General features: G+C 43.7%; 16 protein-coding genes. 6 read left to right on the plus strand and 10 right to left on the minus strand.

Annotation, left to right across the window (positions count from 1 at the left end):
* Positions 1 to 90 precede the first annotated feature (90 nt).
* The 3 genes from dapA to ACTXGH_RS04600 all read right to left on the minus strand — a co-directional run bounded on the left by dapA (position 91) and on the right by ACTXGH_RS04600 (position 4,102).
* Positions 91 to 996 carry a 4-hydroxy-tetrahydrodipicolinate synthase gene (gene dapA, locus ACTXGH_RS04590; protein ID WP_439297104.1) on the minus strand — a complete coding sequence of 302 codons (906 nt, stop codon included), beginning with the start codon at positions 994 to 996 and terminating at the stop codon, positions 91 to 93.
* Positions 997 to 1,303: 307 nt separating this feature from the next.
* Entirely contained in the window at positions 1,304 to 2,578 is a 1,275-nt protein-coding gene (locus tag ACTXGH_RS04595; protein WP_439297103.1) for a hypothetical protein, read from the minus strand.
* Positions 2,579 to 2,722: 144 nt separating this feature from the next.
* Positions 2,723 to 4,102 (minus strand): Do family serine endopeptidase, encoded by a 1,380-nt coding sequence (locus ACTXGH_RS04600; RefSeq protein ID WP_439262608.1) that lies wholly within the window; start codon positions 4,100 to 4,102, stop codon positions 2,723 to 2,725.
* A gap of 783 nt (positions 4,103 to 4,885) precedes the next feature.
* On the opposite strand from ACTXGH_RS04600, the gene ACTXGH_RS04605 reads away from it, so the two are divergent.
* Positions 4,886 to 7,207, plus strand: a complete 2,322-nt coding sequence (locus tag ACTXGH_RS04605) for a cation:proton antiporter (RefSeq protein WP_439297155.1) — start codon at positions 4,886 to 4,888, stop codon at positions 7,205 to 7,207.
* A gap of 194 nt (positions 7,208 to 7,401) precedes the next feature.
* Here ACTXGH_RS04605 and tmk read toward each other — a convergent pair whose 3' ends face one another.
* Together tmk and mltG are read right to left on the minus strand one after the other, a co-directional pair.
* Positions 7,402 to 8,109: a dTMP kinase gene (gene tmk / locus ACTXGH_RS04610; RefSeq protein WP_439297154.1), complete on the minus strand. Its 708-nt coding sequence runs from the start codon at positions 8,107 to 8,109 to the stop codon at positions 7,402 to 7,404.
* A gap of 101 nt (positions 8,110 to 8,210) precedes the next feature.
* On the minus strand, positions 8,211 to 9,476 hold the full coding sequence (gene mltG / locus ACTXGH_RS04615) for an endolytic transglycosylase MltG (protein ID WP_439297153.1): 1,266 nt from the start codon (positions 9,474 to 9,476) through the stop codon (positions 8,211 to 8,213).
* Positions 9,477 to 9,634: 158 nt separating this feature from the next.
* Between mltG and ACTXGH_RS04620 the strand changes: the two genes are divergently transcribed.
* Entirely contained in the window at positions 9,635 to 10,399 is a 765-nt protein-coding gene (locus ACTXGH_RS04620) for a DpnI domain-containing protein (RefSeq protein WP_439297152.1), read from the plus strand.
* Between the two features lie 136 nt (positions 10,400 to 10,535).
* The gene (locus ACTXGH_RS04625) at positions 10,536 to 10,727 is read left to right on the plus strand and encodes a DpnD/PcfM family protein (protein WP_439297151.1); all 192 of its coding nucleotides are present in this window, start codon (positions 10,536 to 10,538) and stop codon (positions 10,725 to 10,727) included.
* Between the two features lie 4 nt (positions 10,728 to 10,731).
* Here ACTXGH_RS04625 and ACTXGH_RS04630 read toward each other — a convergent pair whose 3' ends face one another.
* Positions 10,732 to 11,772 (minus strand): aminotransferase class IV, encoded by a 1,041-nt coding sequence (locus tag ACTXGH_RS04630; RefSeq protein ID WP_439297150.1) that lies wholly within the window; start codon positions 11,770 to 11,772, stop codon positions 10,732 to 10,734.
* 2 nt (positions 11,773 to 11,774) lie between these two features.
* Positions 11,775 to 12,440 (minus strand): hypothetical protein, encoded by a 666-nt coding sequence (locus ACTXGH_RS04635; protein ID WP_439297149.1) that lies wholly within the window; start codon positions 12,438 to 12,440, stop codon positions 11,775 to 11,777.
* Positions 12,441 to 13,049: 609 nt separating this feature from the next.
* On the opposite strand from ACTXGH_RS04635, the gene aroE reads away from it, so the two are divergent.
* Positions 13,050 to 13,907 (plus strand): shikimate dehydrogenase, encoded by an 858-nt coding sequence (gene aroE, locus ACTXGH_RS04640; protein ID WP_439262360.1) that lies wholly within the window; start codon positions 13,050 to 13,052, stop codon positions 13,905 to 13,907.
* A gap of 24 nt (positions 13,908 to 13,931) precedes the next feature.
* Here the strand turns inward: aroE and ACTXGH_RS04645 are convergent, their stop codons facing one another.
* The gene (locus ACTXGH_RS04645; RefSeq protein ID WP_439297148.1) at positions 13,932 to 15,020 is read right to left on the minus strand and encodes an FUSC family protein; all 1,089 of its coding nucleotides are present in this window, start codon (positions 15,018 to 15,020) and stop codon (positions 13,932 to 13,934) included.
* A 419-nt stretch (positions 15,021 to 15,439) separates the two neighbouring features.
* Here ACTXGH_RS04645 and ACTXGH_RS04650 point away from each other — a divergent pair, with 419 nt between their 5' ends.
* Positions 15,440 to 17,260: an acyl-CoA dehydrogenase C-terminal domain-containing protein gene (locus tag ACTXGH_RS04650; protein WP_439297147.1), complete on the plus strand. Its 1,821-nt coding sequence runs from the start codon at positions 15,440 to 15,442 to the stop codon at positions 17,258 to 17,260.
* Positions 17,261 to 17,414: 154 nt separating this feature from the next.
* Here ACTXGH_RS04650 and ACTXGH_RS04655 read toward each other — a convergent pair whose 3' ends face one another.
* Both ACTXGH_RS04655 and ybaK read right to left on the minus strand, forming a co-directional pair.
* Complete coding sequence (locus ACTXGH_RS04655) at positions 17,415 to 17,789, minus strand: 5-carboxymethyl-2-hydroxymuconate Delta-isomerase (RefSeq protein ID WP_439297146.1); 375 nt, start codon at positions 17,787 to 17,789, stop codon at positions 17,415 to 17,417.
* 88 nt (positions 17,790 to 17,877) lie between these two features.
* Positions 17,878 to 18,366 (minus strand): Cys-tRNA(Pro) deacylase, encoded by a 489-nt coding sequence (ybaK, locus tag ACTXGH_RS04660; protein WP_439297145.1) that lies wholly within the window; start codon positions 18,364 to 18,366, stop codon positions 17,878 to 17,880.
* Positions 18,367 to 18,632: 266 nt separating this feature from the next.
* On the opposite strand from ybaK, the gene plsB reads away from it, so the two are divergent.
* On the plus strand, positions 18,633 to 21,338 hold the full coding sequence (gene plsB / locus ACTXGH_RS04665; protein WP_439297156.1) for a glycerol-3-phosphate 1-O-acyltransferase PlsB: 2,706 nt from the start codon (positions 18,633 to 18,635) through the stop codon (positions 21,336 to 21,338).
* Positions 21,339 to 21,430: the final 92 nt, after the last annotated feature.

Genomic DNA, 21,430 nt, shown 5'->3' on the forward strand with positions numbered 1-21,430 from the left:
ATCATCTCTCAGAGTTAGCAATCGACACTTCTATAGACACGGTGTTAATACTGTATTCACCGCATCCAATAATTGGCTTTTAGTCGATTTTTATAATAAGTTTGCCTGTGCTAAGGCAGTATCAATCGTGGCATGGTGCTCTTTGGCCAGCCATACTAGTGGTAAACGTATACCCGTATCTATCATACCCATCTTATGTAACGCATATTTTGCTGGAATAGGGCTCGACTCAATAAATAAATCACGATGTAAGTGCTTAACGACATCATGTAGCGCATACGCTGTATCGAAATCCCCACGTAGAGCGGCTGAGAAGGTTTCACTCATTGCTTTAGGCGCGACATTGGCAGTCACTGAAATATTACCTTTACCGCCCACCTTCATCAAGTCAAGCGCTGTGCCATCATCGCCAGATAGGACAACCATTCTATCACCGACCGCTTTGATCAATTGCTCTCCGCGCTCCACAGAGCCAGTCGCATCTTTAATCGCCACGATATTGTCGATATCCGCTAGACGCTCTACGGTTTCTTGGGCGATATCTACGACTGTACGACCTGGTACATTGTAAAGCATTTGCGGCATATCTACGGCTTCGGCAATAGCCTTATAATGCTGATACAGGCCTTCTTGAGGCGGCTTATTATAATAAGGTGCGACCAATAACGCACAGTCTGCACCAGCTTCTTTAGCATCTTGAGTAAGCTTAATCGCCTCCATGGTATTATTAGCGCCCGTCCCAGCAATGACTGGTACGCGGCCATTAACATGTTTGACGAAGTAGCAAATAACATCACTATGCTCTTGCATGGATAAAGTCGCAGATTCACCTGTAGTTCCAACTGCAACGAGACAATGAGTGCCTTGCTCAATCTGCCAGTCTATAAGCTTGGCAAGACGTTTATAATCGACCGTACCGTCAGGATGCATGGGCGTCACTAGGGCTACCATTGAGCCTTGTAGTCGGGTTTTGATATCGTCGTATGCTGTACTCATAACTGTGCCTTACTGTATTGTCTTAGCTTTGATTAAAGCTATCACATGATAGGTCGTATGCAAGGACTACTGTCCTGCTTCATATTAATGCGGTTCGCTCAACACTCAATTGTGATGAATGTTTGGCTAAATAAATATTATTAACTACTGTTATAAATGCTCGATAGTGTAGCATATTTTGATTTAGTCACTCACTAACAATTGAGCGTCAATTGGCTATTATTTGTAGAGAATAAACACTTAAATCTTTTAGTATAGAAGTATGTTTAACAACCAGTATCAATCTTGATAAAATTTTTACTTACTTTTAACGAATCGTCAATACATCAATGGTAGGACGACGGAGACGAAATGGCAACCCACGCGTACCGATGCCACTACTGACGAATACTTGAGCGCTTGCATGTTGATACAATCCGCGCGTATTATTGAAGCCTGCATAAGAAAAAATAGTAGATTTGATACTAGCACCATTATTAGCGCGTTGCGGCTTGGGTAGGTTGCTTAGTTTTTCGCCAGACTTTACAGATTTTGCCGCTGCAGCAATCAATAACGGCCTTGGCTTTAATGCTTTTGGTAAATCCGTAATACTATCAAAGCGTGACGCAAGAATAATAACTGGCAGTACCGATTCTTCAATTTCAGTACACAGCTCCGCTTTGTTAGCTACCATGGTAATGTCGCTATCAGTAGCCTCATTCTGAGTCGGTTTGGGTAACTGAGATGTTTTTGCGACGGGATTCTTACCAGATTGCTTGCCATCAACTTGTTGACTTTTGCCTTTATAAGATGACGGCATATCCTGCCAGCCGCACAGCATCGCAACCTGCGGTGTCAGATTTGAGCTTTTTGGTTGCGCACTTGGTGTGATGTTTTTAGCAAGGGAAGTAGCAATTGGCGGTAGCAACCGGCATTGCTGACCGATATAAGTGATGTCCAGTACATCAAAAGCACACGCCAAAGTATCTTCTAATAAAGGTTGACCCTGCTTGGTCGTATTCATTGATTGATAACGTAAATCCGAGATGCTCATGACGGTATAAACAGGCTTATTGATGCCTTTAAAAAGCATCAGTTGCCCAACCAAATCCGCTCCCGGATAATAAAGCCAATCGCCAGTAATCAATACCGCATCTACCGATAGCTCGTTAATTGTCGCCACAAGCTTGCGTATGTGTCGCGGTTTGCCACTATACAATCCAATACGTAAATCTGCTAATACAGCTACGGTCATGGCTGCTTTTAAGTCGATATCTACCGTCTGACGATGTATACGCAAGCGATTGGGCTGCACGATAACCGTATAAAAATACAATCCCATAGCTACTAATGCGATTAATACTAGCGATAATGGTAACTGCGCCACTACTGAAGTCACGATTTGTGTTCGATCGATGATTAACAGTAGTGCCCAGATCGGCATGGTGTAGGCGGCATAATATAATGCCAATTTTGGCCAAATGCGCATAAAGCGCTTACTGGGATTGGCATTAAAGGTTTGTAATCCTGACCACAATACCACGTACGCTAACAGTGCTGTTGCGATAAGCATACTTAGCGTATAGAGGGTGTGGTCAATCATGAATACCTAGCTGTAATATAGACGTACAAAAATAAAGAAATACTGATTCTGACTAAAATCAAAAAACCAGCCATTATAAAGGGCGACGTCGATGATAAACAAGTCTCTTTAGCGACCCTTTATGACCAGTTATTATCACTGGCCCTACTCGATACGCAGTCCAATAATCGCTGGTATTCCCTGACGCATCACTTCAATGGTCACCACCCCTTTAGTCGGTAGCGACGAGATGGCATCAGAGAAATCGCTTGCAGTGGCTATAGGCTTTTGATTCAAATTGGTGATGATATCCCCTGCCATGATACCTGAACGCGCAGCCAGTCCTGTCGGGTCAACAGCGGTAACGAGTACGCCAGTCTTATCATCGGTTGCAAGCTCCGCTTGCTCATCTGGCGTGAGGTTACGCAGACGCAGGCCTACGCGCACTTCGTTATTTTGCTGATCACGGCCCTGAGCTTGGACATCACTTGGAGCCTGACTAAGCTTACCGGATAGCGTCAACTGCTTACCGTTACGTTGTACTTGTGCGCGAAAAGCGTCATTGGGACGCGCGCGATTAATGAGGTTTAATAGGTCTGATGCTCGCATGATTTTGCTATCATTATACTGCAAAATAATATCACCTGTTTTAAGCCCCGCCTTCTGCGCAGGTGAATCTGGCGATACGCGGGTCAACAGCGCACCTTGTGGCCGTGCCAACTGATAGACCTCGGCCAAGTTACGGTCGATATCCTGCGGATAGATGCCCAGATAAGCACGCGCCACTTCACCGTTAGATTTGAGCTGCTCATAAATATCTATCGCCGCATCTATCGGGATGGAAAACGACAAACCCATATAGCCCCCTGTACCGCTAAAAATCCGTGAGTTGATACCGATGACTTCACCGCGCTGGTTAAATAGTGGCCCACCTGAGTTACCAGGATTGAGTGCCACATCTGTTTGGATAAAAGGGACACTGGTCTCGCGTGAGAAGCTGCGCGACTTAGCACTCACAATACCAGCGGATGCTGAGTAATCAAAGCCGAATGGTGAGCCAATCGCCAATACAGGCTCACCGACTTTTATAAGATTAGAGTCGCCAATAGGTAGCGCTGGAAACTGCCTACCCGATACCTTTAGTACCGCTACATCTGAGCGCTCATCACTCCCAATCAGCGTCGCATCAAGCTCTGTACGGTCATTTAAAGTGACAGTAATGTTATCTGCGCCTTCTACTACATGATGATTGGTAAGCATATAACCGTTAGAGGTCACAAAAAACGCAGTGCCATAAGCATGTTCAATTGCTGGTATCACCGCCTGTTCAGGGATACGTACGCGGTCACCAAAGAACTTGCGCAATAAGTCAGCAGTCTGGGCTTTTGCCAGCTCAGCCTCACTGACGGTCTTGGTTACATTGACCCGTGCCACGCCTGGTGTTACTTGCTGTACAAGATCGGAGAAATCAGTAGTAATGACGGCAGCTTGCGCACTAGAGACAGTCATAACACTGATAGCTAACGCGCTGACACTTGTGGTCATCGCTGTGCTTAAGATCGCTGTCAGTATTCTGCGTTGTAGTTTGCCCTGTAGCTGATGAAATTGTGATTGGCCCTTCATCTCATTACTCTCCCTTTTAGACGTTTAAACATTTTGTCTTCTATTTTCTTGATTTACTTATATAGCCTGTTTGACTCGTTTTCTCTAGACTACCCAAACCAATACGCACTATGATTGGATAAACGCCGTTTGTATTATGTAGGAGAACAGTTGTCATGGCTATGTCCCTACTGCTTTATACGTAAACAAGATACCTAAACGAGTATATAGAAAAATTCGTTTGTAAGGTGTTAACTCGTATCGTCATTCTCTACTACCACTAATTGCTTGTTGTGTTTATACCTATAACACGTTTCGCACAAGCAAAATAAAATCATGGTATGATAACAAACCAAATAAATTCAATAATAAACAAAAGTTTATAAATAATACGCAGTCATTTTCTATGAAATTATCATGTGCTAGTCTTTGTTTCTATTGGTTTGCCCTGTCTGTTTGTGCATTATAAGATGACTTGTAACTGCTTTTGAACGCTTTTTCCTATTATATAGATTTCTACTACTATTTTTGCCGATTACGTTATATGGCATAACTACCCCTGTATGATAACCAATCGTCATAAAAAAAACCGTTGTTACCGTTTGCAATAACTATTTACTATCATAAAAGTTAGGGTCTATTTTACGCTTATCAAGAGCCGCTATTAGATTGTAAGCGTCCCCCTAACGTATGTGCAGTATGACAAGCTTATAAAAGGATTAATTTATGGATACCGCCCTATTGTTATCCGGCGTGGTTGGGATCGGCATCGCGGCCCAATGGTTGGCTTGGTACTTAAAGCAACCGTCCATTTTGTTTTTGTTGCTGATCGGCATTATTGTCGGTCCAGTATTGGGTTACTTTGACCCTGATTTGGTTTTAGGCGAGCTTATGTTCCCTATTATCTCTTTAGGTGTGGCCATTATTTTGTTTGAAGGCTCGTTGACACTTGAGTTTGATGAAATCAAGCAGCATGGAACCGTGGTGCAGATGCTGGTGTCAATCGGGGTGGTCATTACCATCGCGGTAGTGGCGCTATCGACCTATTTATTGTTCGATGTCGACCCTTTGATTGCGTTATTATTTGGTGCGCTGGTTTGTGTGACTGGGCCAACGGTGATTATGCCGTTACTACGTAGTGTACGTCCAAATAAAACCATCTCTAATATCCTCAAGTGGGAAGGTATCATCATCGATCCTATCGGTGCGATTGCCGTGGTATTGGTGTATGAGTACATCATCTCAGGCGGTGAGGCCAGCAGTCTTTTGCTATTTGCTAAGATTGTGGTTTTAGCGACAGCGCTTGGTATGGCGGGCGCGTGGGTATTGGCGTTCTTAATGCGTCGTCATATGGTGCCTGAGTTTTTACGCAATGTCTTTACCCTCGCCTTTGTCTTAGTACTATTTTCGATATCGAACCATTTAGAGCACGAGTCTGGTCTTTTAACCGTGACTGTACTTGGCGTGGCACTGGCGAACTGGCCAAACTTCCCGCGCGATACGATTTTGGAATTTAACGAGTCGTTGACTGTTTTATTGATCTCCGTATTATTCATTATTCTTGCGGCTCGTGTAGAGCTGGCAAGTCTTATGAGTGTAGGTTTTGCAGGGATTATATTGCTGGCCATCGTGATGTTCATCGCGCGTCCGCTCTCTGTTTGGGCGTCTTCTATTGGCTCCAACTTAAAGACCAATGAAAAGCTGATGATTAGCTGGATTGGTCCGCGTGGTATCGTCGCCGCCGCCATCTCATCACTGTTTGCCATTCGTCTACAAGAGTATGATATTCAAGGTGTTGAGCTATTAGTACCGCTGGTCTTTATGGTCATCATTGGCACGGTTATGATCCAAGGCTTGGGCGCAAAAATGGTTGGTAATTTGCTGGGCGTGCGTGAGCCTGCTACCAACGGCATTTTGGTCGTCGGCTCAAACCCCATCGCGTTATTAGTAGCGACGTCTTTACGAGATCAGGGCTTTGATGTGATCGTAGCGCACAACAACTATACCAATATCGCCGGTGCTCGTATGAGTGGCCTACGCACTTATTTTGGTAATCCAGTCTCGGATCACGCTGACCATCATCTCGATCTGATCGGTATCGGTCATTTGTTTGCCATGAGTACAGATAAAGAGCTAAACACCTTATCTGAGATACATTATCGTCATGAATTCGGTGAACAAAAGATATTTCGTCTAAAGTTCAGCGACGAAAAAGTCAAAAATGAGCGCGATACTAAACAATCAAACTTCCATTCTCAGTGGCTGTTTGGCAAAGACGTTACTTACACCAAGCTTGCCAGCATGCTATCTAAAAAGGCACGTATCAAGATTACCAATATCACTGACAGCTATAGCTTTGAGCAATACAAAGCGGATAACAAACAATTTGTCCCTTTATATACACTCGATAAAGAAGGCAAGCTGAGTGTGATCACGGACAAATTCGATGGTGTTGTGCCCCGTGATCGTAAGCTGGTCGCTTTGGTCGTCGATGACGATATACAACCAAAACCTGTAGACGTGACTGACAAACAAGTACAAGCACGTGCCGTCGCTGATGCACATTTTGAAGCCAACTCTAAAGCGCCTGAAAAACGCAAAGAAAAAGAGATGACTGAAGAGCTGGCCGATGAATCTGAACAAGATAACGCAACAGCAACGAAAGCTGATTTAGATGACCAGAGTCAAAGCCAACCGGCACAGTCAAACGCTACATCAGCAGCAGATTCGCTGACAGAGTCAGATAACGTGACTGCCAAAGAAAAATCGATCAGCCCTGTAACCAATAGTCAAGAGAATGCCATTGCATCCTCTAAAGCCGCTAATAAAGCTACTGAGACGACAAAGCCCGCGCAAAAAGTGTCAGGCTCAGTCGCTGCATTAAAAGCCAACGCTAATGGTAGTGGCAGTGCACCCAAGAATAAAAAAGGCTCGCTCGATCCGAATCGTCTACCTGATACGGATAAAAATACTACTGCTGATAAAGAGACTGATGCTAAGACTGACACCGTCGAGATAAAAGCTGATGACAGTTCAGATAAGCAGTAAAAGCGTTTAGCTTAGTAAGAGTATTTTGTTCTAAGGCAATAGAAAAACCCCAGCTTATAATAGCTAGGGTTTTTTATATCTATTAGTTTAATAGTTGCTCGTTAACCGTTATTAATTAACAACTAAAGCATTTCGAACATCTACCAATCACGTTGAATCGTAAAGTTAAATCATAGCATCGAATAACAGCATCGTTAATTAACCTTAAACTGAGACTCGACCTCTTGCCATATACGTGCGCTAACCTCCTTGGCAGTACCTGACGCATCAATGCGACGAATACGCTCAGGATGTGCAGTAGCAAGCGTATCAAACCCTCTATACACTTGCGTAAAAAAATCCAGCGCCTGCTGCTCAAAACGATCGGCCACGCTACGTTTGCCTGCACGGCTCATACCCTCAAGCACAGGTAAATCCAGCCAAAGTGTCAGCTCAGGCAACCTTGGGACAAACTGTGCGATAAGCGTTTCTATTTTTGTCAATACTTCACTATCGCCCTGCGCACGGCCAAAGCCTTGGTAGGCGATAGTAGAGTCCGTAAAGCGATCACAGATGACCCAAGTACCGCGTTGTAATGCTGGGGCAATCACTTGCTGAATATGATCACAGCGGGCGGCAAACAATAGCAGTAGCTCAGTGTCATCGTTGATGTCGGTCGTAGGGTCTAATAAAATGGCACGCAGACGCTCAGCGAATGGACTACCGCCGGGCTCACGTGTCCGCAGATAGTCAATACCCGCTGCTTCTAAACGCGAGCAAAGCTGCTCAATAGCGGTTGTTTTACCCACCCCTTCGGTACCCTCAAAGCTAATAAAGCGCCCTCTTTCGCTCACTGTGTCTATGTCGGATGCTTCCTTATCAGTAGCCAGTTGAGTCGCTTGCGTATTTATAGGTACTGACATGGTATTGCCTTGTATTTCAAAATTGTGTTACTTATTTTTGTGCAAAATAAAAATGGTTATCGAGCGTTTAACGCTTGTAACCAAGATTCGTTGCTACTCTCTTACTCTGGCGGTATTTGAGACTTTCTTTCACGCATGACTTTTAAGTACTCTCTTACCGCTTGGTTATGCTCGTCCAAGCTATTGGTAAACTTATGACCTCCATTGCCTGTCGCCACAAAATATAAGGCTTCGCTATCAGCTGGGTGCAATGTGGCTTCGATAGAGGCAGCAGATGGCAGCGCGATAGGCGTGGGCGGCAAACCATCGATTTGATAAGTATTATACGATGTTTTTTCATCGATATCTTGACGGCGGATATTGCCATCGTAGCGACTGCCCATACCGTAAATAATGGTCGGGTCCGTCTGCATGCGCATTCCTTTATTTAATCGATTGGTAAACACAGCGGCTACCAGCTCACGCTCTTCAGGCACACTGGTTTCTTTTTCGATAATCGACGCCATAATCAATGCTTCATAAGGCGTCTTATACGGCAAATCGGCTGCACGGTTCTCCCAAGCTAGGGTCAGTGCTTGTTGCTGGCGCTTATAGAGATCTGTCAACACCTGCTTGTCACTGGCATCTTCGCCATAATAATAGGTATCAGGAGTGAACCAGCCTTCAAGATTATATCTCACAATAGGGTCGTCACTATTGATCACTGAATCAGGCATTATACCCACCAGATCCAGCGCTTCTGCGATACTGGCATTGTCACTATCGGCGGTCAGTACTTCTTTTTTGATGCCTGGGTTGTCGCGTAGATTTTGATACAAGTCTTTAGCGGTTTTGCCTTCGATGACTTGTACTTTTACCATCGCCACCTTCGCACCTTGTTGCAAGACGTGCAATGCTTCTGCTATCGTCGGATTCTCTGGCAACTGATAGATACCTGCATGCAGCGGTGCATCTACTTGCGACTTGATATAAAACTTGGCAATACTGGCAGAAAACAGCGGGATTTGCTGTTGCCACTGCGGAAGCAAGCCATAATAAGTGTCGCCCTGTTCAATCGTCACCTTTTGCTTGGGCTGCTCGATACGACCAAACAACGTTTGATAAACCATCACCAATAAAAAGGCGGCAATCAGTCCCAATACCAATAAAATCTGATAGCCACGCTGCATAAAAAACGACTGGTTGTCTTTTTTGTACTCACGCGGAGTGTTTCTTCCATTGATAAGCGAAATATCTGTCGCTGGTGCTTTGTCATCATTATCAGAGTCTGTAGATGTCTTAGCAGGATCGTTAATAGTGCCGTCTCGCTTGTCTGATGCAGGATCATTTGGACGTTCAGGAGGTATTTCAGGTGTAGGCTTGCTCATGGCAACTCGCGAGGCAGATGTTTGCTAGAATTTAGCATTGAACCGTGTGCTTTTCAATGTTATTTGCTTATCTTGTGAGATATCTTAGCGTTTGTAAAAGGTTTTATGGCTTAGTGGCTATTATTCTATCGGACATATTTAAATAAAGATTTTTTGTTATGGATTTAAACTTTAATCAACAGCTTGTCAGCGCTTATAAGTCACCTAGCCAAATCATTAGAGTATTAAGTGAAGACTGGGTCGCGAAGCAAAGCTATTGTCCCAATTGTAGCGCTCAGCCTTTAATTGAATTTGCTAACAATCAACCTGTTGCTGACTTTTACTGTGATGGTTGTAGCGAACAATTTGAGCTAAAAAGTAAAAAAGCGAAACTAAGCAACATTATCAATGATGGCGCTTATGACACTATGATTAAGCGCATTAATAGCGAGGATAATCCTAGTTTTTTCTTTCTGACTTACTCAGCAGAATTTACTGTTAATAGCTTCTTAATTATCCCTAAGCAGTTCTTTAAACCAGACATTATCATCAAGCGTAAACCGTTATCAGTTACTGCTAAGCGTGCTGGTTGGGTTGGTTGCAATATCGATTTGCGTAAAGTGCCAGAATCAGGAAAAGTGTTTTTAGTAAAGAATCAAAAAGTCATTGCGCGCGATAACGTTACTCAACAATTTCAAAAAACGCTATTCTTACGTAAGCAATCGCTAGACTCACGCGGCTGGACATTAGATATTTGGCAATGTATTGACAGACTTGATGATAAGTTTTCTCTAAAACAGGTCTATGCTTTTGCAGATGCATTACAACTCAAACATCCTGATAATAACCACGTTCACGATAAAATCCGCCAGCAATTACAAGTGCTACGGGATAAAGGCATTATTGAGTTTTTAGGTCGTGGACATTATCGGAAATTATACTAATCGTGTTTCGTTATATCACTCAGATTTAAGCTGTCCTCTTCTATTACACAAGTCCACGTAACAAAAGACGATCACTTCTTTTGAATTCGTTTGCTACGATCAGCAGCACAAATAATTAGCAAAAGTGAGAATAATTATGACAAACGAAAAAGAGTTGAAGGTTTATCAAATAGAAATTATTGAGACAATGAGCGCTCTAATAGAAGTGACTGCTGAGAATGGCGAAACTGCTATATTAAAAGCGAGCGAAAAATATAGAAATGAAGATATTGTGTTATATCCTGATGATATGCTCGATACCAAATTTATTATATTTGCAGAAGAGTAATCGACTAACCAAACTCTACTACTTCTCCCGACAACAAAGCCAAACTTTTCACTGGCATCACCCCGCGCAAAGCATTACAAAAAAATATCTGGTTTAAATTTGGCAAATCATCATCATTTAATGCGCGCACAATCACTGGCGTCTTGGTCTTAGCGAATGCATCAATAATGACTTGGCGCATCACCCCAGCGACACCGGATTGCGTCAACGGCGGTGTAAACCACTGACCTGATAATAGAGAATCATCAGGATAATTGGCTTTAGCTTTATCGCTAGAGTCAGTCGATTGGGCGTTAGACAACTGATAAAAGACATTGCTCATCGTGCCCTCCACCCAACTGCCGCTTATATCGCGTACTAATCCTTCGCCAATGCCTATCCCTTCACCAACGCCCAATTCTGCATTAGATTTTAACGATTTGGCTTTAAGACGTTGGAGCTCACCGCTCGCCAGTACATTATCCAGTCGATTAAGGCTTTTGAGTCCCGCTAACGGTGGCGGCAAGCAAGCAAGTTGTGCGGTTAGACATACGGCTGATGTAGTAGGTTGTATCAATACGCTGCGTCCCTCTGGCAGCTGAGTATGTTGCGCGGTATCGATAGACATTGCCGTTGCTTTACACCAGACTTCACAAGGACTACCTACCATATCTGCTGCAAAACCATAACCGCGCACAGCTTGTACAGCACGCGTGACGATGACTTTTATAATACCTTGCTGTAGCTGCTGAGCGTGGGCTTGCAAAGTGGCGAGTAGCGAGTCGCTATCGACAGCTAATTGCAATGCATGGGCATGAGAGAGCAGTCTTTGGTGATGATAGTCTGGCCACAATATCGAGCCATCGATGACGCCAATAGTAGTAAAAAACCCATCTCCATAAGCCAGCCCGCGATTGTCTGGGGTGATGACGCTATTATTTGCATTCGCAACCATATTATCAGACTGCGGATATAGACGCTGCCATGTAGAGGCGTAGTTAGTGATAGAAGCATGGTTAATAAACTGACTGTTATTGGATTCGCTGTTATCGAGCTTAGCCATCATAACTAGCTTTCTTCCGCTTGCTGTTCACCTGACTTATTTAACACCAGCATACAACTATAAAACTCGCATTTACCCAGCTCTATCTTTTGTCCACCAATGGTTTTATTTTTTATGATTTGTCCTCTGAGCATATCTGAGATGACTTTTCCGCCATCATCATTCATAAGCTGACGCGCAAGCTGATAGGATTTTTTCGCATGGGCTATGCTCAGCTCTTTTTCTTTATCTGAGTCAGTAGGATTGGCAAAGTACCAACCAAGCTCAAGATACTTTTCAGAGTCAATCAAGTCCAGATAAGGCGCATCTGTATCCATAAAACGGTACTTGACTGCCGGGTTACTGGCGTAGTCCAAGCTATTCTCATCAGTGGTGACGACCTTGCCAAACGTTGATTTTATTTGATCGACCTCTTGTACGCTTACAGGCTGGACTTGTTTGTCACCCCATGAAGAAACATCATATTTGACTGGCGTGCCTTGCTCAACTGTCGCACCATCCAAATCTGTCTCTGGCGTAGGATTTGCTTGTTCAGGTTTGGCCTGCTCAGCTGTACTATCAGACACTGCCTCAGAGGGGGTTTCTTGCGTTGGGGCATTACACGCGCTCAATGAGACACCAGCTGCTATCACTATACTGACCGCAAAGGTCTGTAGGCTGTTATTCCACATGGGCAATTTACTCACACTTTTTGGGTATAAATTATATTAACCAGCCGTTAATGGTGCGGCTTGCCAATAATGAAAAGAATAGTTATCTACACGGTGCATTATCAATACATATTGTTATTACTGTCATAGGCTATCGATATCATAAATGCGGTCAAGCAACGACCTATATGATAAATATTCTATGCTTCAGTTATACTTATACGACAACTTCTATAACAAGTGCGCTTGCAATAAATGCGCCATTTATTAGCTTAAGCTTGGCTCATTGTGCCGCTCTTTACTGTCATAATTATAATGCCATTATGCCAACAGTGTACCCAACTGCCCAGCGCTTGACTAGCCTTTACGTTACGGATAACAATCGTAGAAGGTGCAAATTTGTTAAAAACATTGTTATCCCCTATGATGAGTAAGCACTGTTTGATTTTCTCTCTCTTGCTGCTTATTATTTCTTTGTTATCATGAATACAATCTAAAAGACTTGCAGAGTTACTCAGATAAATTTTATGAATCCTCTGTCTGGCAAAGCGTACAATAAGCAAGACATTTTATAGCTACAGTGCACCGACTTTTATTATTTATATTGACTACAGCGCTAGTGGACCGTTTATGACCCAGCATTTTATCGTTATTGGCAATCCTATTGCTCATAGTAAATCCCCGGAGATTCATCAAGTATTTGCCGCGCAAGTGGGTATTGATATTAGCTATCAACGTCAATATTGTCCTGATGATGCCGCAAGCTTCAACGCAGTTGTTGAGGCGTTTTTTAATGGTGGCGGCGTGGGTGCCAATGTGACAGTACCTTTTAAACAACTCGCTTACGCATCTTGTCAATCTCAAGGCGGTCTGTCTGAACATGCGCGTATCGCAGGCGCGGTCAATACGTTACTATTAGTCAGTGATGATTCGTCAAAAGATAAGACGCTATATGGTGATAATACCGACGGTCAAGGTTTGGTCAATCATATGATGAGCTTAGATTGGCCGCTTACAAACGCTCGTGTCGCTATCATTGGCGCAGGCGGCGCAGCACGTGGGGTGATACTGCCACTGATTCAAGCAGGTATTGGACAACTGACCCTTGCGAATCGAACGTTGAGTAAAGCTGAAGTATTGGTCGATGAGCTTAGCGCAGCCAGTGAGACGATTAACAATCACCCCATCGCCATGTGTGCAACGACTGAGCTGACAGGGCAGTTCGACTTGATTATCAACGCTACTTCCATTGGGCTAACAGGCGAGACTTTACCACTTCAGCAAAGTTTAGACTGCCACTATGCCTACGATATGATGTATGGACGCGCACTGCCCTTTTTGCAGCATTTCGCCGCGCGCGGCGCGCAAACCTCAGACGGTTATGGGATGCTCATCGGCCAAGCTGCATTAAGCTTTGAGCGTTGGACCGCTCATAGTATCGATGTGACTCAAGCGACCACTGCGATTCAAGCAAATAAGAAGCAATAAGGGGCTCGTAACCATAAAGTGCTATTAGGGCGAAGATGAAAAACGTACTAATAGCCATTTTTCTATGCGCCGTAGCGGTACGCGTAGCTTGACTGAATGTATCGCCAGCCCTCCACTCAAGCCTACCGCGCAGCCTAGCGCAGTATCGAGCATTCGCGCCCGAATAATCTCTTGGACACTCGCCTGCGCAAGCGAGGTAACACTGCCATACTCAGCGATAAATATCGTTAACGGAGTGATCAGTATTACGGCCAGTCCGTAATGTCGATCAACCAGCGATTCAATACACAGCATCATAAGCAGTATTGCGAGCGCCACCTCCCACATTGATAGATTCCAAGACAACATCCAGCCGGCAACCATCATACCTACTAAGGTACCCAGCAGACGATGCAGCTGTTTAATCCATATCGTGCGCATTTGTATGCCTTGAATAATAATAAAACAACTGACCGCAGCCCAGTATGGATAAGGCATGTCTAGCAGCACTGCTATCGATAATGCCAAGCTAACAAAACTTGCAACGATGATACTGTCACTGATTATATCTGGCTCATAACGATACTCTGGCACAGCAGTAGAGGGGCGCGTCACTAATAAAAACAGCGTATATAAAAGTGCCATAAACATTGAAAAACCACTGCCCAACATCACAAGCCCAGTGGCTGATAATATCTTTTCAGCTGAAACAGGAATGAATAGAGCAATTGCACCCGCCATCATGACAAACAGTCCGGCAGGCGGCGGCTGACGATAATAGCGACCGAAAACAACAACGCTAAAGGCAATCAGCGCAAATACTGGTAGTTTTAGTAAGGGCACTTGCTGCGCAATCAGTCCGAGCGCAAAGCAAAGCGTCATCGCAAAGCTCCACGCCATCACCGTCACTAAACGATAAGGCAACCCGCCTACAAATGGTAAGTTTAATATAACCATGGCTCCTAAAGACGCCTTAATCCCTGCATGTAGTACCCCAAAATATGCGCCAACAAAGACTGGAAAACTGATGGCTATAGCAGCGATGATCGGCATATGCCATGGTCGGCGGCTTCGATTGACCGTGAGCAAATGATCAAGCTCTCCACGAATTAAATGCTTAATATAAGCGAGCATTTATTGTCCCTTCTGTTTTAGCGATGTGAAGAACCCATACACGTTCATAAATTATTACCCTCATACATTGTTTGTGCTTACTGTTCATAGCTTAAGTTAGACAGCCCTAACCATCGCAATCCTCTTCTATATTAAGAAACCTATTGCTATTTGATAAATTAAATTAATATCTAAACCATCAAGTCATGAAAATTAATTATGCATTGTATATTTGTCTCAAAAGAACATTTATACTAATCATATACATATGACCAGTATTCACATAGCTTGTCATTTTACTCAGTACATTGTGATTATAACGATAATAATCTAATAGCGATAACCAACCGTATTTATCCATTCTTATCTCTAATACGAATACAAGCTTATAAAAACCAGCCATCGGTCGTACTAGAGCAAACCAAATAAAGAGATCAACTATGTTAACTTACAAAGCTCCTTTACGTGATATTAAGTTTTTGATTAACGATGTATTTGACTTTCAAACGCATTATAAAGACTTAGACAATGGCGCAAATGCTGACCCTGAAACCATCGATATGATTTTACAGGGCATGGCTGATTTTTCAGAAAACGTCTTAGCCCCTCTTTATCAGCCTGCTGATGCAGAAGGTTGTCATTTTGAAAACGGCGTCGTGACAACTCCTAAAGGCTTTAAGGAAGCTTATAATCAGTTTGTTGAGGGCGGCTGGCAAGGCATTTCATACCCTGAAGAATACGGCGGTATGAACCTGCCCATGTCTATTAACCTGATTAAAGCTGAGATGATTGGTACAGCCAACTGGCCTTGGGCAATGTATCCTGGCCTCTCAACAGGTTGCATCAATACGCTAATGCAATATGGTACTGACGAGCAAAAAGAGACTTATTTACATAAATTGGTTGACGGCTCATGGGCAGGTACGATGTGCCTAACTGAGCCACAATGCGGTACAGATTTGGGACAAGTCAAATCAAAAGCAATCCCGCAAGAGGACGACAGTTATAAGATTAGCGGTACTAAAATTTTCATCTCAAGCGGTGAACACGATTTGACTGAAAACATCATTCATATCGTACTAGCACGCTTACCTGGCGCACCTGAAGGCACCCGCGGTATCTCATTATTCATCGTACCAAAATTCCTTCCTAATGATGAAGGCGAAGTTGGCGAGCGTAATGGCGTCACTTGTGGTTCTATCGAACACAAAATGGGCATCAGCTCTTCATCAACTTGTGTATTGAACTTTGATGATGCCGCCGGCTATCTGATTGGAGAGCCAAATAAAGGCCTCAAAGCGATGTTCACCTTTATGAACACTGCTCGTATTGGTACTGGTATTCAAGGGCTGGCCCATACTGAGCTGTCATTCCAAAATGCCCTACCTTATGCCAAAGAGCGTCGCTCTATGCGCGCCCTATCAGGGACCAAAGACCCTGAAAAAGTTGCGGATGCCATCATTCACCATGCTGACGTACGTCGTATGCTACTGACCCAAAAAGCCTTTGCCGAAGGCGGTCGCTCGATGATTTATCACTCAGCGCGTTATGCGGATAAAATGGCGCAAGGCGTGGCTAATGGTGATGATGATGAGTTTGAAAAATGGGACGATAAACTAGGCTTTTATACGCCAATCCTAAAAGGCTTCTTGACTGAGCTTGGTATCGAGGCGGCCAAACATGGTCAGCAAATCTACGGTGGTCACGGCTATATTAAAGAATGGGGTATGGAGCTTATCGCTCGCGATGCCCGTATCGCTACCTTGTATGAAGGCACGACTGGTGTACAGGCACTTGATCTATTAGGCCGTAAGGTTATCTTGCAGTCTAAAGGTAAAATCATCCGTGACTACACGTCAAGCATTATGAAATGGTGCGGCGAGTATGCACTCGATAAAGACATGCGTAAGTTTGTCTGGGCATTGACTAAACTATGTGCCGAGTGGAACACGCTTACGGTACGCTTGATGCTCATGGCACGTAAAGACCGTGAAGTGATCTCAGCGGCCTCAGAAGACTTCTTAATGTATTCAGGCTACATAATGATGGGCTATCACTGGGCGCGCATGGCAGCCGTCGCTTATGACAAGCTTAAAAATGGGGGTACTGAGTCACCAGAGTTTTATAAAGCCAAAGTCCAAACGGCAGAGTTTTATTTTGACAAAATCTTGCCACGTACATCAGGCCATGCTGAGAGTATGGTTGCACCAAGTGAAAGTATGACGGCAATGGATATCGAGAACTTTGCCTTTTTAGACTAATCTTAATTAGCACTTAAGCTTAATTAAGATTAAGAAAAGTAAAAAGCGCCCAACTTTTAATAGCTGGGCGCTTTTTTTATACTTAAGTAATTAAATAAGCAAGTATGATTTCAAATGACATAAAAGTTAAAAAGCTTTCAGTTAAAAAACAATGCTAGCTACCAAGCAGCTTTTTTTGATAAATAGGACTGATCTCCTCCACTTCTACGCATACTTGTAGCGCTGCTCGCCCCGACTGCTCCTCGCCTAATGTATCCTCTATCGTAGCCACCAATAGCTGTGCCAATTGCTCACGGACACTACTGTCACGACCTGGCATCAATTTTAAATGTGCATAGATAAAACCATGGGCTTGCTCATCATCCTCAACTCCAACCAAAAACGTATCGATAGGGATTATTCGCGCTTTAATATCAGTTGGCTTACCAAAATGACCACTATCCCATAATACTTTATTTAGAGATTTGAGTAACGACTCTTCGTGAGAGATACTGACATTGGGAGATGCTTGGATAGTTAAATGCGGCATGAATACGTCCTTATAATAAGTTAAAAATTTACGCATGAAGACAAGTTTAATACGTCTGATTATTTTATAGGATTTCTGAAAATAGCCATCATGTATCAGCAATATCTTCAAAAAGAGCAGTCAGCGTTTTAGCCAGTTGTAATGGCGGTAGCTCAATCTCAAGCCCGCGGCGGCCAGCACTCACATAGACAGTGGGCTGATCTTTAGCCGTTATATCAATTATCGTGATCAAACGCTTCTTTTGCCCAAGCGGGCTGACACCGCCAAGCACATAACCTGTACTACGTGCAACGCGCTTTGGATCAGCCATTTGCACTTTTTTACAGGGCAGCACTTTATTAGAAGAAAGGGCTTTGGCCATTTTTTTAAAGTTCAAGGTGGTATCGACTGGCACAAGAGCAACAGCTAACGTGCCAGCATCTGTCTCTACCACCAATGTTTTAAAAACTTGCGCAGCTTGTATACCGAGCTTGTCAGCCGCCTCTAAACCAAAAGACGTCGCACTGCTATCGTGTACATACTCATGCAGTTGATAATCAAGGTGATGCTGCTTAGCAGTCTTAATGGCAGGGGTCATAAGGCACTCTTATTAAACTTAAAATAAACACGGATAATAGGATTAAAGCGATAATCATAAATACCATACACCAGACGGTTATACCTTGTACCCATACTTTATTTATATTCTATCGCTTAATACAATCACGATATATCAAGGTTGTGTTACCTTAGACAAATTGGCATTTATAATATATTCAGCACAGATACCGACACCATATATCGCTTTAAGCGCTTTTATGGCATCATAAGCGCATTACATTTTGCAAAGTCTGACTTTTGATTATGATACCCAGTTTCCTAAAAAACAAGCTCCTAAAAAACCGAACGCCCAAAGCGCAAGCCACCTCTGAGGCTAGCAAGTCGTCAACTGCGACGACTTATACCAAGGCACCTATCAATCAGCTGTACCGAAAGATATCGGGACAGGCGCTTGATGTCGCCGTCAAAGCAAAGCTTTTGGGCGAGCTGCCAGTATTCGATACCGACGATCAAACGCTAACCTTTTATGTACTACAAGATTATTCGCGCTCCAATAGTATTTTGATCGATCTGCAAACTGGGGAACATAAGCTGCCGCCTGCACTGATGAGTGTCAAAGACAGCATACATGATGTGAATGAAAATGCTGCTATCATATTTTTGCATCATCCCAAAGCCAAGGACAATCAACTATCGCCGCGCTTTTCACGTTTGGTTGCGGCCATTCTACAACATCCAGACTTACAAATACGTCTGGTACCAGTATCGATTCTTTGGGGCCGCGCGCCTGAAAAAGAGGACTCCTTGTTCAAGCTATTGATGGCAGATAACTGGCAAGATCCAAGTATTACCAAGCAATTATTTAATATCGGTGTGATGGGTCGCGATACCTTTGTCCAGTTCCATGCGCCAAAAGACTTACGTACCATTATTTATGATAGCTTGCATGATGGACAAGCAGATGAGCTCGGAGTAGCTGATAGTGCAGATAGCCGAGACGCACGTCATACATTAGTTCCAGCAGCAGACGCTAATCGTGAGTTGGTACGCACATTACAGCAGCAGCTCAATACTTATCTTGATAATCAGCGCGCCACTATGCTCGGTCCTGACTTATCAGATAGACGTAACTTGGTAGATAAGCTGGTTTATTCGCCTGCTATCCAGCATGCTGCACAGATCGAAGCGGATGAAAAAGGCATTAGTGTCCGTGAAGCACGCGGGCTTGCTAGAAACTATGCAAATGAGATGGTTAATGATTACTCTCACCCGATCATTCGCGTCTTTGATAAATTTTTGACTTGGCTATGGACGCAGCTGTATGACGGTGTCGACGTCCATCATTTTGAGCGCGTACGCAAGCTTGCAACCGATCATGAAATCATCTATGTGCCCTGTCACCGTAGCCACGTTGATTACTTGCTTCTATCTTACGTTATCTATAAACGCGGTCTGAGCATTCCTTATGTGGCAGCGGGTGATAACTTAGATGTTCCCGTATTAGGCCCTCTATTACGCGGCGCTGTGGCTTTTTATATTCGTCGTAGCTTTCGTGGTAACGCGCTTTATACCGCAGTATTGCGTGAGTATATGCATACCCTTATCACCCGTAATACACCGATTGAATACTTTATAGAAGGCGGACGCTCACGCTCAGGACGCCTGCTACCACCGAAGATGGGCATGCTAGCAATGACAGTACATAGCCAGCTACGTCAAACCAATAAACCTGTGGTGTTTATTCCGACCTATATTGGTTATGAGCGCATTATGGAAGGTGGCACTTATATCGGCGAGCTAAAAGGCAAGCCAAAAGAGTCCGAATCCTTAATTGGGTTACTAAAAGTTGGACGCAAAATTGAGCGTATTTTTGGTAATGTACATTTAAGCTTTGGCACACCGCTGCACCTAAGCGACTTTATGCAAAAATTCGATGTGCCTGCTGATAGCTTACCCGCTGATCGTACCGATACGCCACTTGATGAAAAAGCCAGTGCCATGGTTGATAATATTGGTGTAAAGATCATGCAGCATATCAATAAAGCGGCGGTCGTCAATCCCGTATCATTACTGTCTCTAGTCTTACTATCAGCGCCAAAAGCGGCTCTTGATGAAGACATCTGCCGCGAACAAATCGCCCTATATCAAGGTATTGCGCGTCAAATACCCTACTCTGATGACACTATCGTCACAGATATGAGCCCGCAAAAAATCATCGACTATGGTATCAAGCTCAAACTTATTGAGCGTATACCGCATATTTTGGGTGATATCATTCAAGTCGCTGGCAAGCAAGCCGCGCTATTGAGCTATTTCCGTAATAACATTTTGCATGTATTTATCCTATTGTCTTTCTTAGCTGCACTGGTCGCACGCAATGGTCGCGTGAGTCGCAGCCGTCTTGATGATATCGTTACTCAGATGTATCCTTTCTTGCAAAGCGAGCTGTTTTTATACTATCCAGCGCACGGTCTGATGGATACGCTTAATCAAAAAATCGACAACCTGATCGATCATGGCCTAATTATCGACTTAGGTGATGGCATGCTCAGTGTGCCAGATGCTAATAGTAGCTGTTATCAGCAGCTAGAAGTCCTCGCCGCTCCTGTTGCCCAGAGTCTTGAGCGTTACTTTATGACCTTGGCGTTGTTGTCACAACAAGGCTCAGGAAACTTGACCACAGAAGAAGTAGTTGATCTTTGTCATCTGCTTGGTCAACGTTTATCAGTATTGTATGCTGATGATATTCCTGATTTCTTTGATCGCTCCTTGTTCTTAAGTTTTGTCACAGCACTGACTCGTCTGAACTACTTACAAGTAGATAAAGACACAGGCGTGCTAAACTTCGATCAGCGTATTGACGATATCGCTCATCATGCTAAATATGTACTAAGCCCTGACATGATGCAAATTTTGCAGCAAATCGCCAGTCTTGATGATGAAGAGATCGCCCATGCGATTACTGAGATTAGTAATAAAAAGCAGCGCAAATTTGGTCTTAAGCGTTAGGGCGTTCTCGCTTCTTTATATGCTAATAAAAAAGACCTCTAATAATTAGAGGTCTTTTTTTATTGTATAAAACTTGAGGTTTTTAAGCCGAC

The organism is Psychrobacter sp. 1Y10 (genome assembly GCF_052259005.1).
In the GTDB taxonomy this organism is placed as follows: Bacteria; Pseudomonadota; Gammaproteobacteria; order Pseudomonadales; family Moraxellaceae; genus Psychrobacter; species Psychrobacter saeujeotis.

Coding starts and splice junctions, on each gene's coding strand:
- dapA (WP_439297104.1), bottom strand. CDS start 996: ATGAGTACAGCATACGACGATATCAAAACCCGACTACAAGGCTCAATG.
- ACTXGH_RS04595 (WP_439297103.1), bottom strand. CDS start 2,578: ATGATTGACCACACCCTCTATACGCTAAGTATGCTTATCGCAACAGCA.
- ACTXGH_RS04600 (WP_439262608.1), bottom strand. CDS start 4,102: ATGACCACAAGTGTCAGCGCGTTAGCTATCAGTGTTATGACTGTCTCT.
- ACTXGH_RS04605 (WP_439297155.1), top strand. CDS start 4,886: ATGGATACCGCCCTATTGTTATCCGGCGTGGTTGGGATCGGCATCGCG.
- tmk (WP_439297154.1), bottom strand. CDS start 8,109: ATGTCAGTACCTATAAATACGCAAGCGACTCAACTGGCTACTGATAAG.
- mltG (WP_439297153.1), bottom strand. CDS start 9,476: ATGAGCAAGCCTACACCTGAAATACCTCCTGAACGTCCAAATGATCCT.
- ACTXGH_RS04620 (WP_439297152.1), top strand. CDS start 9,635: ATGGATTTAAACTTTAATCAACAGCTTGTCAGCGCTTATAAGTCACCT.
- ACTXGH_RS04625 (WP_439297151.1), top strand. CDS start 10,536: ATGACAAACGAAAAAGAGTTGAAGGTTTATCAAATAGAAATTATTGAG.
- ACTXGH_RS04630 (WP_439297150.1), bottom strand. CDS start 11,772: ATGATGGCTAAGCTCGATAACAGCGAATCCAATAACAGTCAGTTTATT.
- ACTXGH_RS04635 (WP_439297149.1), bottom strand. CDS start 12,440: ATGTGGAATAACAGCCTACAGACCTTTGCGGTCAGTATAGTGATAGCA.
- aroE (WP_439262360.1), top strand. CDS start 13,050: ATGACCCAGCATTTTATCGTTATTGGCAATCCTATTGCTCATAGTAAA.
- ACTXGH_RS04645 (WP_439297148.1), bottom strand. CDS start 15,020: ATGCTCGCTTATATTAAGCATTTAATTCGTGGAGAGCTTGATCATTTG.
- ACTXGH_RS04650 (WP_439297147.1), top strand. CDS start 15,440: ATGTTAACTTACAAAGCTCCTTTACGTGATATTAAGTTTTTGATTAAC.
- ACTXGH_RS04655 (WP_439297146.1), bottom strand. CDS start 17,789: ATGCCGCATTTAACTATCCAAGCATCTCCCAATGTCAGTATCTCTCAC.
- ybaK (WP_439297145.1), bottom strand. CDS start 18,366: ATGACCCCTGCCATTAAGACTGCTAAGCAGCATCACCTTGATTATCAA.
- plsB (WP_439297156.1), top strand. CDS start 18,633: ATGATACCCAGTTTCCTAAAAAACAAGCTCCTAAAAAACCGAACGCCC.